Annotated in this window: 13 protein-coding genes; 10 read left to right on the forward strand and 3 right to left on the reverse strand. The window is 71.4% G+C overall.

Features of this window, described 5'->3' with window-relative positions:
• The 5 genes from COGEMETH_RS23605 to COGEMETH_RS23625 form a co-directional block, all read left to right on the forward strand.
• The coding region (locus tag COGEMETH_RS23605; protein WP_238185121.1) for a thymidylate synthase at positions 1–694 on the forward strand (694 nt) is incomplete at its 5' end.
• A 31-nt stretch (positions 695–725) separates the two neighbouring features.
• Positions 726–1,217 (forward strand): dihydrofolate reductase, encoded by a 492-nt coding sequence (locus COGEMETH_RS23610; protein WP_238185122.1) that lies wholly within the window; start codon positions 726–728, stop codon positions 1,215–1,217.
• A gap of 355 nt (positions 1,218–1,572) precedes the next feature.
• Complete coding sequence (hflK, locus tag COGEMETH_RS23615) at positions 1,573–2,757, forward strand: FtsH protease activity modulator HflK (RefSeq protein WP_238185123.1); 1,185 nt, start codon at positions 1,573–1,575, stop codon at positions 2,755–2,757.
• Entirely contained in the window at positions 2,754–3,716 is a 963-nt protein-coding gene (hflC, locus tag COGEMETH_RS23620) for a protease modulator HflC (RefSeq protein WP_238185124.1), read from the forward strand. The genes hflK and hflC overlap by 4 nt, the downstream gene beginning before the upstream one ends.
• A gap of 72 nt (positions 3,717–3,788) precedes the next feature.
• The gene (locus COGEMETH_RS23625) at positions 3,789–5,327 is read left to right on the forward strand and encodes a Do family serine endopeptidase (protein ID WP_238185125.1); all 1,539 of its coding nucleotides are present in this window, start codon (positions 3,789–3,791) and stop codon (positions 5,325–5,327) included.
• A gap of 68 nt (positions 5,328–5,395) precedes the next feature.
• On the opposite strand, the gene serB is transcribed toward COGEMETH_RS23625, so the two are convergent.
• Positions 5,396–6,292 carry a phosphoserine phosphatase SerB gene (gene serB, locus COGEMETH_RS23630; protein ID WP_238185126.1) on the reverse strand — a complete coding sequence of 299 codons (897 nt, stop codon included), beginning with the start codon at positions 6,290–6,292 and terminating at the stop codon, positions 5,396–5,398.
• Positions 6,293–6,309: 17 nt separating this feature from the next.
• Here serB and miaA point away from each other — a divergent pair, with 17 nt between their 5' ends.
• Together miaA and COGEMETH_RS23640 are read left to right on the forward strand one after the other, a co-directional pair.
• Positions 6,310–7,275, forward strand: coding sequence for a tRNA (adenosine(37)-N6)-dimethylallyltransferase MiaA (gene miaA, locus COGEMETH_RS23635; RefSeq protein ID WP_238185127.1), 966 nt, complete (start codon positions 6,310–6,312; stop codon positions 7,273–7,275).
• 231 nt (positions 7,276–7,506) lie between these two features.
• The gene (locus tag COGEMETH_RS23640; RefSeq protein WP_238185128.1) at positions 7,507–8,682 is read left to right on the forward strand and encodes a complex I NDUFA9 subunit family protein; all 1,176 of its coding nucleotides are present in this window, start codon (positions 7,507–7,509) and stop codon (positions 8,680–8,682) included.
• Between the two features lie 6 nt (positions 8,683–8,688).
• Here COGEMETH_RS23640 and COGEMETH_RS23645 read toward each other — a convergent pair whose 3' ends face one another.
• Positions 8,689–9,399, reverse strand: coding sequence for a sulfate transporter family protein (locus COGEMETH_RS23645; protein ID WP_238185129.1), 711 nt, complete (start codon positions 9,397–9,399; stop codon positions 8,689–8,691).
• Between the two features lie 159 nt (positions 9,400–9,558).
• Between COGEMETH_RS23645 and COGEMETH_RS23650 the strand changes: the two genes are divergently transcribed.
• The 3 genes from COGEMETH_RS23650 (at position 9,559) to COGEMETH_RS23660 (ending at position 12,594) form a co-directional block, all read left to right on the forward strand.
• Positions 9,559–10,494, forward strand: coding sequence for a Kelch repeat-containing protein (locus COGEMETH_RS23650; protein WP_238185130.1), 936 nt, complete (start codon positions 9,559–9,561; stop codon positions 10,492–10,494).
• 41 nt (positions 10,495–10,535) lie between these two features.
• Positions 10,536–11,861 carry a flavin monoamine oxidase family protein gene (locus COGEMETH_RS23655; protein ID WP_238185131.1) on the forward strand — a complete coding sequence of 442 codons (1,326 nt, stop codon included), beginning with the start codon at positions 10,536–10,538 and terminating at the stop codon, positions 11,859–11,861.
• A 91-nt stretch (positions 11,862–11,952) separates the two neighbouring features.
• A complete protein-coding gene (locus COGEMETH_RS23660; RefSeq protein WP_238185132.1) occupies positions 11,953–12,594 on the forward strand; it encodes a cyclic nucleotide-binding domain-containing protein in 642 nt (213 codons plus the stop codon).
• A gap of 21 nt (positions 12,595–12,615) precedes the next feature.
• On the opposite strand, the gene COGEMETH_RS23665 is transcribed toward COGEMETH_RS23660, so the two are convergent.
• The coding region (locus tag COGEMETH_RS23665; RefSeq protein ID WP_283215044.1) for an NAD(P)-dependent oxidoreductase at positions 12,616–12,943 on the reverse strand (328 nt) is incomplete at its 5' end.

Raw genomic sequence — 12,943 nt, forward strand, 5'->3', positions numbered from 1 at the left:
GCGCTTCGACCTCGGCGCGGGGTTTCCGCTGGTCACGACGAAGCGGCTGCACCTGCGCTCGATCGTCCACGAACTGCTCTGGTTCCTCACCGGCGACACCAACGTGCGGGCGTTGCGCGAGAACGGCGTCACCATCTGGGACGAGTGGGCCGACGCGCAGGGCGACCTCGGACCGGTCTACGGCAAGCAGTGGCGAAGCTGGGAGAAGCCCGGCGGCGGCACGGTCGACCAGATCGCCTGGGTGGTGGACGAGATCCGCCGCAACCCCGATTCGCGCCGCCTCATCGTCTCGGCCTGGAACCCGGCCGACCTCGACCGCATGGCGCTGGCCCCCTGCCACTGCCTGTTCCAGTTCTACGTCGCGGACGGGCGCCTCTCCTGCCAGCTCTACCAGCGCTCGGCCGACGCCTTCCTCGGCGTGCCCTTCAATATCGCGAGCTACGCCCTGCTCACCGCGATGATCGCCCAGGCCACCGGCCTCGGCCTCGGCGACTTCGTGCACAGCTTCGGCGACGCGCACCTCTACCGGAACCACCTGGAGCAGACGCGCACGCTTCTCGCCCGCCGGCCCAAGCCCCTGCCGCGCCTCGTCCTCAACACGGCGGTGCACGACCTCTTCGCCTTCCGCTACGAAGACATCGCCATCGAGGGCTACGATCCGCACCCGGCGATTTCCGCCCCGGTGGCGGTCTGAGCGGGTTCGAAGGCCGGAGTTGCGAGTCCCCATGTCCCGGATCACCCTCGTCGTCGCGCTCGCCGAGAACGGCGTCATCGGCCGCGACAACGGCCTGGCCTGGCACCTGCGCAGCGACCTGAAGCGCTTCAAGGCCCTGACGATGGGCAAGCCCATGCTGATGGGGCGCAGGACCTACCAGTCGATCGGCCGGCCGCTGCCCGGCCGGCGCACCCTCGTGCTCACCCGCGACGCCGCCTTCGCCCCGGACGGGGTCACGGTCGTCCATGGCTGGGCCGAGGCCCTGGCGGCGGCGGGCGATGCGGAGGAACTGATGGTGGTGGGCGGGGCCGAGATCTACGCCCTGGCGCTGCCGCATGCCGACCGGCTCCACGTCACGGAAGTCGAAGGCCGGCCGGAGGGCGACACGCTGTTTCCGGCCTTCGACCGCACCCGCTTCCGCGAGACCCAGCGCGAAGCGCACCCGGCCGGCGAGCACGACGAGCGGGCCTTCGCCTTCGTCGTCCTCGACCGCATCGTTTGAGCGGCCGATCTCATCCGCGAAAAAACTAAGGCCGCCAGCAGGTGCGCGGACGACGCACCGCGGTTGCCAAGCGCGGGTGCGATGCCCAACTGCCAGCCTTGACAGGAGCGCGCGGTCGCACGCAGGTGCCTAGCGGCGAGGGGCGATTTCGCGCTAGGTGGGCAGCCCGACGCGAAGAAGGTGCGCCGTCTCAGACGCTTAGATCCGCCCGATGGGCGGATGGGCCGAGAGCGCGGCACGGGGCGGTGCCCAGCCGGATCCTCGAAGGTGGAAGCGGGCGCGGTCGTCGCGACGACGACCGGCAGCACAGGCGACGTGCGGGCAGGTCCGCGGCAGGCAGGAGAAAACGGCCAGGATGCCTTGGAGCAATCAGAGCGGCGGCGGTGGCGGCGGGGGTGGACCCTGGGGTCGCGGTAGCGGCAATGGCGGTGGCGGCGGCCCCTGGGGCGGCGGTGGCGGAGGCGGCGGCAAGACCCCGCCGAACCTCGAAGACCTTCTCCGGCGCGGCCAGGACCGCCTGCGCGGCGTCATCCCGGGCGGGGGCGGCGGCTCCTTCGGCGGCGGCCGCAGCGTCGTGGTCGTCGGTGCCCTCGCCGTGGCGATCTGGCTGGCGACAGGCTTCTATACCGTGGCCCCGAACCAAGTCGGCATCGAGACCATCTTCGGCCGCTACGTCGGCTCGAAGGGCGAGGGCCTGCGCTACAACTTCCCCTATCCGGTCGGCGGCGTGGTCAAGCCGAACGTCGGCCAGGTCAACTCGATCCAGGTCGGCTTCCGCTCCGGCGTCGGCAGCCAGGCCCGCGCCCGCGACGTGCCCGACGAGAGCCTGATGCTCACGGGCGACGAGAACATCGTCGACCTCGACTTCGAGGTGCAGTGGCGCGTCAACCCGCTCAAGGCCTCGGACTTCGTCTTCAACCTCCAGAACCCGGAAGGGACGATCAAGGCCATCGCCGAGAGCGCCATGCGCGAGGTGGTGGGGCGCCGCAACATCCAGGCGATCCTCACCAACGAGCAGTCGAGCGTCGCGCAGGAGGTCAGAGAGATCGTCCAGAAGGCGCTGGACGAGTACGGCGCGGGCGTGCGCATCGAGGTGGTACAGCTCGTCAGCGTGAACCCGCCTCCCGAGGTCCGCCCCGCCTTCGTCGACGTGAACGCGGCGCAGCAGGATGCCGACACCGCCCAGAACGAGGCCAAGACCTACGCCAGCCGCGAGGTGCCCCAGTCCAGGGGCCGCGCCTCGCAGATCGTCCAGTCGGCCGAGGCCTACAGGACGAAGGCGACGGCCGACGCCACCGGTCAGGCGGCCCGCTTCGACGAGGTCTACGCCTCCTACAAGCTCGCGCCCGCCATCACACGCGAGCGGTTGTTCATCGACACGATGGAAAAGGTGCTCGGTTCCGTGAACAAGGTGATCATCGACCAGAACGGGTCCGGGGCCGGTGCGGCGGGTGCCGCCGCCGGCGTCCTGCCGGTGCTGCCGCTGACGGAGTTCGGCGCGCGGACCCAGTCCGCTCCGCAGGGTGGAGCGGCCCGATGAACGGACAGACTATCCGCACCGGACTGGTCGTCGTCGTCGCGGCGATCGTCGTGGCCCTCTACGCCTCGGTCTTCACCGTGGGCCAGATGCAGCAGGCCCTGGTCCTCCAGTTCGGACGCGTGCGCGCCGTGCTGAACCAGACCGGCGAGGAGCGCCCCGGCCTCTACCTCAAGTGGCCGTTCATCGAGAACGTCGTGTTGTTCGACAAGCGGGTGCTGGACCTCGACCTGCCGGTGCAGACCCTGCTCACGGCCGACCGCCAGAACCTGGAGGTCGACGCCTTCGCCCGTTACCGGATCACCGATCCGCTGCGCTTCTACCAGTCGGTCAACAACATCGCGCTGGCCAACCAGCGGCTGGCGAGCTTCACCAACTCGTCCCTGCGCAACGTGCTCGCCCGCTCGACCCGCGACGCCATCGTCAAGACGGACCGCATGCGGCTGATGAACGACATCCAGGAGGACGTGAACCGGCAGGCCAAGGCGCTGGGCGTCGAGATCGTCGACCTGCGCATGACCCGCGTGGACCTGCCGGCGCAGAACTCCTCGGCCGTCTACAAGCGCATGAAGACCGAGCGCGAGCGCGAGGCCGCCGACATCCGCGCCAACGGCGACCAGATCGCGGCGACCATCCGGGCCAAGGCCGACCGCGACGTCACCGTGATCCTGGCCGAGGCGACGCAGAAATCGGAACAGCTGCGCGGCCAGGGCGACGCCGACAAGAACCGCATCCTCGCCGAAGCCTTCGGCAAGGACCGCGACTTCTTCAGCTTCTATCGCTCGATGCAGGCCTACGAGAACGGGCTGAAGGGCCCCGACACCCGGCTGGTGATCAGCCCGACCTCGGACTTCTTCCGCTACTTCAACGACCCGCAGGGCAAGGCCGTGCAGGGCGGGGCTCCGCGGGGCACGTCCGATCCCGGCTCCACCACGGGCTCGACCACCGGCGCCGCGCGCTGAGGCGACACCGGCCGCCCCTCGATGGGGCGGTCGCAACCACGACCGGGAAACGCGTTCCTGAAGAGGCCGACCATGCACTCCCTCGCGAATCCCGCATCCCGTCCCATCGCCGGCCTTGCCCGGCGCGCGCGCTCCGTCCTCGCCGCGACCATGATCGGCGTGTCCGTCGCCGGCTCGGCGCTGCCCCTGCCGGCCTTCGCCAAGGGGCCGGAATCCCTGGCGGATCTGGCCGACCAGGTCACGGACGCGGTGGTCAACATTTCGGCCTCGACCACGGTGGAGGCCCGCCCCGGCGGCAACCGCGCCGGGCCGCAGCTTCCCCCCGGCACGCCCTTCGAGGACCTGTTCGAGGAATTCTTCAACCGCCGCGGCGGACGGGGCGGCGGAGAGCAGAGGGGCGAGAACGACACTCCGCGCCAGCAGCGCAAGTCGAACTCGCTCGGCTCCGGCTTCATCATCGACGCCTCGGGCATCGTCGTGACCAACAACCACGTCATCGGCGACGCCAACGACATCCAGGTCATCCTGCACGACGGCACCAAGCTGAAGGCCGAGATCATCGGCAAGGATTCGAAGATCGACCTCGCGGTGCTGCGGGTGAAGCCCACGGCCGAGCGCCCCCTCAAGGCGGTGCCCTTCGGCGATTCCGACAAGATGCGGCCGGGCGACTGGGTGATCGCGATCGGCAACCCGTTCGGCCTCGGTGGTTCGGTCTCGGCCGGCATCGTCTCGGCGCGGGGCCGCAACATCGAGTCCGGCCCCTACGACAACTACATCCAGACGGATGCAGCCATCAACAAGGGCAATTCGGGCGGGCCTCTGTTCAACATGGCCGGCGAGGTCATCGGCATCAACACCGCGATCCTGTCGCCCACCGGCGGCTCGGTCGGCATCGGCTTTGCCGTGCCCTCCAACACGGCCAAGCCCGTAACCGACCAGCTGCGTGAGTTCGGCGAGGTCCGCCGCGGCTGGCTCGGCGTCCGCATCCAGAACGTGGACGACGCCACCGCCGAGGCCCTCGGCCTGAAGGGCGGCGCCAAGGGCGCGCTGGTCGCGGGCGTCGACGAGAAGGGGCCCGCCAAGGGGGCCGGGCTCGAGGTCGGCGACGTGATCGTCCGCTTCAACGGCAGCGCGGTCAAGGCATCGAGCGACCTGCCGCGCATCGTCGCCTCCACCCCGGTCGGCCAGAAGGTCGACGTGGTGGTGGTCCGCAAGGGCGAGGAGACCACGAAGACCGTGGTGCTGGGCCGCCTGGAGGACACCGACAAGCCGCAGCCAGCCAATGCCCGCCAGCCGGAGCCCGAGAGCGCCGTGCGTCAGGCGCTCGGCCTCAACCTGTCGGGCATCAGCGACGAGTTGCGCAAGAAGTACAGCATCAAGGACAGCGTCAAGGGCGTGGTCGTCACCCGCGTCGATCCGAACTCGACGGCGGCCGACAAGCGCATCCAGCCGGGCGAGGTCATCGTCGAGGTCGGGCAGGAGGCCGTGTCCAGCCCCGCCGACGTGACCAAGCGCGTCGACGCCCTGAAGAAGGACGGGCGCAAGTCCGTACTGCTGCTGGTGGCGAGTGCCGGCGGCGACGTGCGCTTCGTGGCGATCGGGCTGGAATAGAGTCCGCGCCGCCTATCCGGATCGGAGCCGTGGCCTCTCGGAGGCCGCGGCTCTTTCCGTAGGATGGCTCAGGCGGAGAATTCGGCCGCCGCGTAGCCCTGCAGGTACAGCAGCGCCGTGAGGTCCCCGTGCACCACGCGGGCATGGGCGGCCGCGGCCACCGCGGGCTTGGCCCGGAAGGCGACGCCGAGTCCCGCCTCGCCCAGCATGTCGAGGTCGTTGGCCCCGTCGCCCACCGCCAGCGTCTCGGCCGGGTCGAGGCCGAGGCGGGTGCGCAGGTCGATCAGGGTCGCGCGCTTCTGCGCCTTGCCGACGATCGGCTCCTCCACCGTGCCGGTGAGATGCCCCGCCTCCACGCCGAGGCGGTTGGCGTAGTGCTCGTCGAAGCCGATCGCATCGCCGATCGGCCCCGTGAACAGGGTGAAGCCCCCAGAGACGAGGCAGGTCCGGGCGCCGTGCGCCTTCAGGGTCCGAACCAGGGTCCGGCCTCCCGGCGTCAATGTGATGCGCTCGGCGATCAGCGTCTCGACGATGCCGACCGGCAGATCCTTCAGCAGGGCCACGCGCTCGCGCAAGGCCGGCTCGAAGGCGATCTCGCCCCGCATGGCGCGCTCGGTGATCGCCGCGACGTGGTCCTTCAGCCCGACCGTGCCGGCGAGTTCGTCGATGCATTCCTGCTCGATCATGGTCGAATCCATGTCGGCCAGGAACAGGCGCTTGCGCCGGTGCCCGTCGGCTGCCAGCACCGCCACGTCGATGGGCTCGCCCGAGAGCGCCGTGCGCAGCCGCTCGGCCAGGGCCGCGGCCGCGGCGGGCGCGCCCGGCACCAGGATCTCGGCGGCGACCTCGCCATGCAGGATGCGGGGCTGGTGCTCGGTGGCGAGCACGGCCCGCGTCTCGGCCAGCACCGCGTCGGTGATGGCCGGCCGCTCCGGGTTTGCTATCAGAACCGCGACCAGGGTCATCCGGGATGTCTTCGCCGTTGCCGCCAAATCCAGCGCCGCCGTCCGACCGGCCGGCGGCGATCCTCATCGCAGGGCCGACCGCCTCGGGCAAGTCGGCGCTGGCGACGGCGCTCGCCCTTCGTCACGGCGGCGTGGTGGTCAACACCGACTCGATGCAGGTCTACGCGGACCTGCGCCGCCTCACCGCCCGGCCGGACGCGGCCGAGGAGGCGCGTGTCGATCATCGCCTCTACGGGTACGTGGACGGGGCCGTGAACTTCTCTCTCGGCCACTTCTCCAGTGATGCGACCGCCCTGTTGCGCGATCTGGATGGACGCCTGCCGGTCTTCGTCGGCGGCACGGGCCTGTACTTCCGCGCCCTGGAGGAGGGCTTTTCGGAATTGCCGGCGGTGCCGGATGCGGTCCGGGCCGAGATCCGCGCCAGGGCCGAGGGCGTGCCGACCGGGGCGCTGCACGCGCAACTCGCCGCCTGCGATCCTGGCGGTGCCGAAGCCCTCAGGCCGAGCGACCGGATGCGGGTGATGCGGGCGATGGAGGTGTTCACCGCCACGGGCCGCCCCATCGCCGCCTTCCAGGGCAACCGTATCCCCGGCCCGCTGGCAGGGCAGACCTTACGGAAAATCTTCCTCGCGCCGGACCGGGACCTGCTGCGGCGGCACATCGATGCGCGCTTCCGCGACATGCTCGCGGCCGGCGCCCTCGACGAGATCGCCCAGCTGCGGGAGCGCCGCCTCGATCCGATGCTGCCGGTGATGCGTGCCCACGGCGTGCCCGGACTGATCGCCCATCTCGACGGCACCCTGAGCCTGGAGGAAGCGATCCTGCGCGGCCAGACCGACACCCGCCGCTACGCCAAGCGCCAGTTCACCTGGTTCCGCCACCAGATGGGCGCCGACTGGCGCTGGATCGACCCGGCCGCAGGCTTTTTGGACATCGTCGAGGCGACACGCGATCTGCCGGTCCCGAACCACACCCAACCCTGACCGGGCGCTCTGAAAGACCGGTGAAAATCCCTTCGGACCGATGGGCCGGCAGCCCTTGAGCCGTGCATGGCTCCTCCGGGCCGAACCTCCGCCGGCACGCGACCTCGGCTCTGTCATGCGCGGGCGCACGATTGCCGGGCCGACCGGCTCCCCACGGGCTGGAATTGGTTTAAGTAGCCCGGTAGTGCGGCGCCCTCGACAGGGTCCGCGATCGATCAACGGGACGAGGCGATGACCGGCTCCAGCACCCCGACCGCTTCCCTGGGCCTGACCCGCCCGGCCTCGCAGTTGGTGACGATCTTCGGCGGCTCGGGCTTCCTCGGCCGCCACGTGGTCCGCTCTCTGGCCAAGCGCGGCTACCGCATCCGCGTCGCCGTGCGGCGGCCGGACCTCGCCCTGTTCCTCCAGCCGCTGGGCAAGGTCGGGCAGATCGTGGCCGTGCAGGCCAACCTGCGCTACCCCGATTCGATCGCCCGCGCGGTCGAGGGCGCGGACGTGGTGATCAACCTCGTCGGCATCCTCCAGGAGGCCGGCCCCCAGCGCTTCGCCCGGCTCCAGGCGGAGGGCGCGGGCGAGATCGCGCAGGCCGCCGCCCGCGTCGGCGCGGCCCTGGTCCACGTCTCGGCCATCGGTGCCGACCCGGCCTCCGGGTCGGCCTATGCCCGCAGCAAGGCCGAGGGCGAGGCCAAGGTGTTCTCGGCCTGTCCCGAGGCAGTGGTGTTCCGCCCCTCGCTGGTGTTCGGCCCGGGCGACAGCTTCTTCAACCGCTTCGCCAACCTCGCCCGCGCCCTGCCGGTGCTGCCCCTGGCGGGGGCGAAGTCACGCTTCCAGCCGGTCTTCGTCGGCGACGTGGCCGAGGCCATCGCGCTCGCTACGGAGGGCCGCGTGCCCGGCGGCAAGGTCTACGAACTCGGCGGCCCCGAGGTCGCCACCCTGGAGCACCTCGTCCGCTACATGCTGGAGACGACCCACCGCAAGCGCGTGGTGCTCGACCTGCCGCTGCCGCTGGCCAAGCTCCAGGCGCGTGCCATGGAGATCGCCGACACCCTGACCTTCGGCTTCCTGCCGGCCGACCTGAAGCTGACCCGCGACCAGGTCGTGCTGCTCCAGAGCGACAACGTTGTCTCGGAATACGCAAAATCCGAGGGGCGCACCCTGGAGGCTCTGGGCATCCTGCCGACCGCGGCGGAGGCCGTCGTGCCCGGCTACCTCTGGCGCTTCCGCAAGGCGGGCCAGTTCGCCACGGGGCGCGGTACCCCGGGCATGGCCGAGATTCCCGACAGCATCGCCCCCGAGCCGATGGGGCCGGGCTCGCAGCACCGCCCCATGACCGCCTCCGGCCCCGCGATCGGCGCGGATGCCGCCTCGTCCAGCCGCATGGGCGCCCGCTGGGGCACGCGCAGATAGCCGTTCCTACCGAAGTCGACCCTGGGGAGCGGGGGCCGGCAGGCGCCGGGCCAGCCGCTTGTGCACGTGCACCATCAGGGCGATGCCGAAGAGCGGCGTCAGCAAGTTGACGACCGGCACCACCATCATCCCCGCCAGCAGGCAGCCGGCCGCGAGCGTCGTCGCCGAGAAGTCGCGGCGCATCGCGGCGGCCTCGTCCAGGGGCCTGAACCGGGCCGCGGCCATCTCGAAATATTCCCGCGAGAGCAGGTAGGCGTTGGCGGCGAAGAAGGCCGCGATCCCCACCACCGGCACGAGGAAGATGACCAGGGCGGCCAGGTTCACCAGCAGGGTCAGGCCGCCGAACCGCAGGGCGTAGAGCATCGCGGTGGCGAGCGGCAGGGCCTGCCCCGGCGGGTCGTCGGGAAAGTCGGTGCGCTCGACGATCTCGGCGGCGTCGTCCAGGAAGAAGCCAGCCACCAGGATCGAGACGGCCGGCATCACGTAGGCGAGCGCCACGAACAGCCCGAAGCCGGCCAGGAAATAGGCGAGGCTGTCGAGGAGCGGGTATTGCGCCGAGATGTGGTGGCTCGCCTGGAACCACTGGATCAGCCGCGTCAGCCCCAGCCAGACCAGCAGCAGGAGGCCCAGCGTCAGGCCGAGCGACTTCCACAGGATCGCCCGCAGAGGGGGCGAGAAGGTCTGCCGCAGGGCGGCGAGGGCGGATTGGATCAGCATTCCGGGGATGTCCCGCTCCGGCGCCGGGCCGGCGCCCCGGCTTTCTGGTGACGGCGCGCGCGTCCTTCAAGGCTCCGGCAGCCCGCCATGCGCTGCGACCGGTGCACTTTTCCGGCCCGGCCGCGTTCACCGGCTGCCTGCCGCGAACGATCGGACCCGATGCGCCTGACCCTCGCCCTCCCGCTCCTCCTCGCCCTCGCCGTGCCGGCCCCCGCCCACGAAGTCGGCGCTCATGAGGCCGGCGCCTGGGCCGGAGGCTCGAAGGCACCGGCCGAGCGCTCGGAGGTCGCGGTCGCCATGATCGACGGCCGGGCCTACGTCGTCGGCGACTACAATGGCGCCACGGAACTCCTGATCTACGACCCGGCGCGGGACGCGTGGAGCAAGGGCGCGCCCTTTCCCCATTCGGTCCATCACGCCATGGCCGCGGGGTTCGACGGCCGCATCTACGTCTTCGGCGGCTACGTGAACGGCTGGACGGCGTCGGGCCAGGTCTACGCCTACGATCCGGAGGCGGATGCCTGGACCGCGCGCCGGGAGATGCCGACGCCGCGGGCGGCCGGCGGGGCGGCGGTGGTCGGAGGCCGCATCCACGTGGTCGGCGGAAGCCGCAGCGGGCGCGGCAACGACCCGGCCCACGAGGTCTACGATCCGGCGGGCGATGCATGGAGCCGAGCCGCTCCCCTGCCGACGCCCCGCGACCACCTCGCGGTCCAGGCGATCGACGGTCGCATCGTCGCCATCGGCGGGCGCCGCGACGGCGACCCCGCCCACAACCTGTCCACGACGCAGGTCTACGACCCCACGGAGGATTCGTGGCGCGAGGCCGCGCCGCTGCCCACCGCCCGCAGCGGCAGCGCCTCCGCGGTGCTCGGCCGGGAAGTCTTCGTCATCGGCGGCGAATCGACCACCCGGACCTTCGGTGAGGTCGAGGCGTTCGACCTGCAGAAGGACCTTTGGCGGTGCCTCGCCAGATTGCCGACCCCGCGCCACGGCTTCGGCGCGGTCACGTTCGAGGGCCGGATCTACACCTTGACGGGGAGCCCGAAGCCGGGCGGTGAGAAGTCGGCGACGGTCGAGGTCCTGAAGCCCTGAACCGCCGGAACGCCGAACGCACCGAGGGAACCCCGCCGCCCATGCGCGAGACCAGAGCCGGTGCGCCGGCCCATGCCCATTTCCGCCCCAGCATCGTCCCCCGCCTCGCTCCGCTGCCCGAGACCCCCGACGTGGTGGTGGTCGGCGCGGGCGCGGCGGGCATCGCCGCGGCCCGCACCCTGGTCGGCCGCGGCGTGTCGGTGGCGGTGCTGGAGGCCCGCAGCCGGGTCGGAGGCCGGGCCTTCACCACGGACCTGCGCGGCCACGCGATCGACCTCGGGGCGCACTGGCTCCATGCCGGGCCGATCAACCCCCTGGTCCGGTTGGGCCTCTCACGGGGCGAGCCCCTCAGGCGGGCGCCGCAGGACGGGCACGGCTGGGTCGGCCGCCGCCCCGCCCGGCCGGAGGAGCGGCGGGCGGCCGCCCGCGCCTTCGACCTCGCCGACCGGGCCATGACCGCAGGGGCCGCCGCGCCCGGCCCGGACCGTCCGGCGTCGAGCGCCCTGCCTGCGAGCCTCGGCCCCTGGGGCGGGCGCGTCGCCCGCGTGCACGGCCTCGTCTCCGGCCGTCCCCTGGAGGAGGTCTCCTTGCACGACTTCCCGAGCATGGAATACGGCGACAACTTCTTCATGGCCGGCGGCTACGGCGGTTATCTCGCCCGGCTGGCACACGGGCTGCCCGTCGCCCTCGACAGCCCGGTCGAGGCCATCGACTGGTCCGGGGCGGGCGTCCGCGTCACGGTCGCGGGCGGGCGGTGCGTGAGCGCGCTCGCAGTGATCGTCACCGCGCCGGTCATGGTGCTTCGGGCGTCCATCGCCTTCGCGCCCGCCCTGCCCACTGAAGTCCGATCGGCGATCGACGGTTTCCGCACCGGACTCTACGAGCACGCCGTGCTGCACTGGCCGTCGAGCCCGTTCCGGGGCCGGGACCGGCTCGCCAGCATCGCCGGCGGCCGGCAGTCGCCGCCGGGGCTGCTCGCGCGCATCGACGGCACGCCGTTCCACTACTACGAACTCGACTATGCCGACGCCGAGGCGGTCGATGCGGCCCGCAGCGGGCCGGACGGGGTGCGCCGGCACGTGCGCGCCGTGCTCGCGCACCATTTCGGGGCGGGGCGCCTGCACGACCTGTCCATCCCCGCCGTCAGCGAGTGGCGGCACGATCCCTGGTCCCGCGGCTCCTGGGCGGTGGTGCCGCCGGGCCATGCCCCGGCCCGGCAGCGGCTCCAGGCCCCCGTGGGCGAGCGGATCTGGTTTGCCGGCGAGGCCCTGTCGCGGCTGCAATGGGGCACGGCGGGCGGCGCCTACGAGGAGGGTGCGCGGGCCGCCGATGCCGTGGCCGGGCGTATCCGTCCGGGCACAGGGTAGCGCTCTCGATCGCCCGAGGCCGGTCCGGTGTCTTGCCGCTCGTCCCCGAACATGCATCCCGTTCCGCTGACAGGATGCGCGGGGGCCTCGCATGAACTGGATCGAAGCGATCGGTTATCTCGGGACCGTGCTGACCATCTCGGCCTCGGCGATGAGCACGATGATTCCCTTGCGGATCATCGCCCTCCTGGCGAGCTGCGCCGTCATCACCTACGGGTTCCTGATCGGCAGCATGCCGGTGGTGCTGACCGAGGCGATCCAGATCCCGTTCAACGCCTACCGGCTCTGGCAGATGATGCGGCTGGTCCGCGACGTGGAGACGGCGGCCGACGGCGACCTGTCGCTCGAATGGCTGCGGCCGTTCGGCTCGGAGCGGCCCTTCGGGATCGGCGAGGTCCTGTTCCGCAAGGGCGAACTCGCCACCGAGATGTACTACGTCGAGAGCGGCCTGTTCCGGATTCCGGAATACGGCATCGACGTGCGCAAGGGCGGCATCGTCGGGGAGCTCGGCCTGCTCTCGCCCGGCAACGCCCGCACCGCGTCCCTGGTCTGCGTCGAGGCGGGCCGGGCGCTGTGCGTGCCCTATTCCGAGGTCAAGCAGCTCTACTACCAGAACCCGGAATTCGGCTTCTACTTCCTCAAGCTGACGAGCGAGCGGCTGTTCCAGAGCGCGAACCAGAAGGCCGCCCAGGCCCAGGTCCCGGAGGCGGCCGCCAACAGCGACGTGCTGTAGGCGGCCCGTCTCCGGCCCGGATCAGAGCATGCTGGGCAGGATGCGGTCCGGCGGCCGGTGGCCGTCCATGAAGGTCTTGATGTTGATGATGACCTTCTCGCCCATGTCGAGGCGGCTCTCGAAGGTGGCCGAGCCCATGTGCGGCAGCAGCACGACCTTGCCCTGGCGGGCGAGCCGGACGAGGCGGGGGCTGACGGCCGGCTCCTGCTCGAACACGTCGAGGCCCGCGGCCGAGACGTCGCCGGCTTCGATCAGCCGGGCCAGCGCGTTCTCGTCGATCACCTCGCCGCGGGCCGTGTTGACCACGATCGCCTCAAGCTGCTCAAGCCCGAGGCGATCGTGGTCAACA

This window comes from Methylobacterium trifolii, assembly GCF_022179685.1.
GTDB classification, from domain to species: Bacteria; Pseudomonadota; Alphaproteobacteria; order Rhizobiales; family Beijerinckiaceae; genus Methylobacterium; species Methylobacterium trifolii.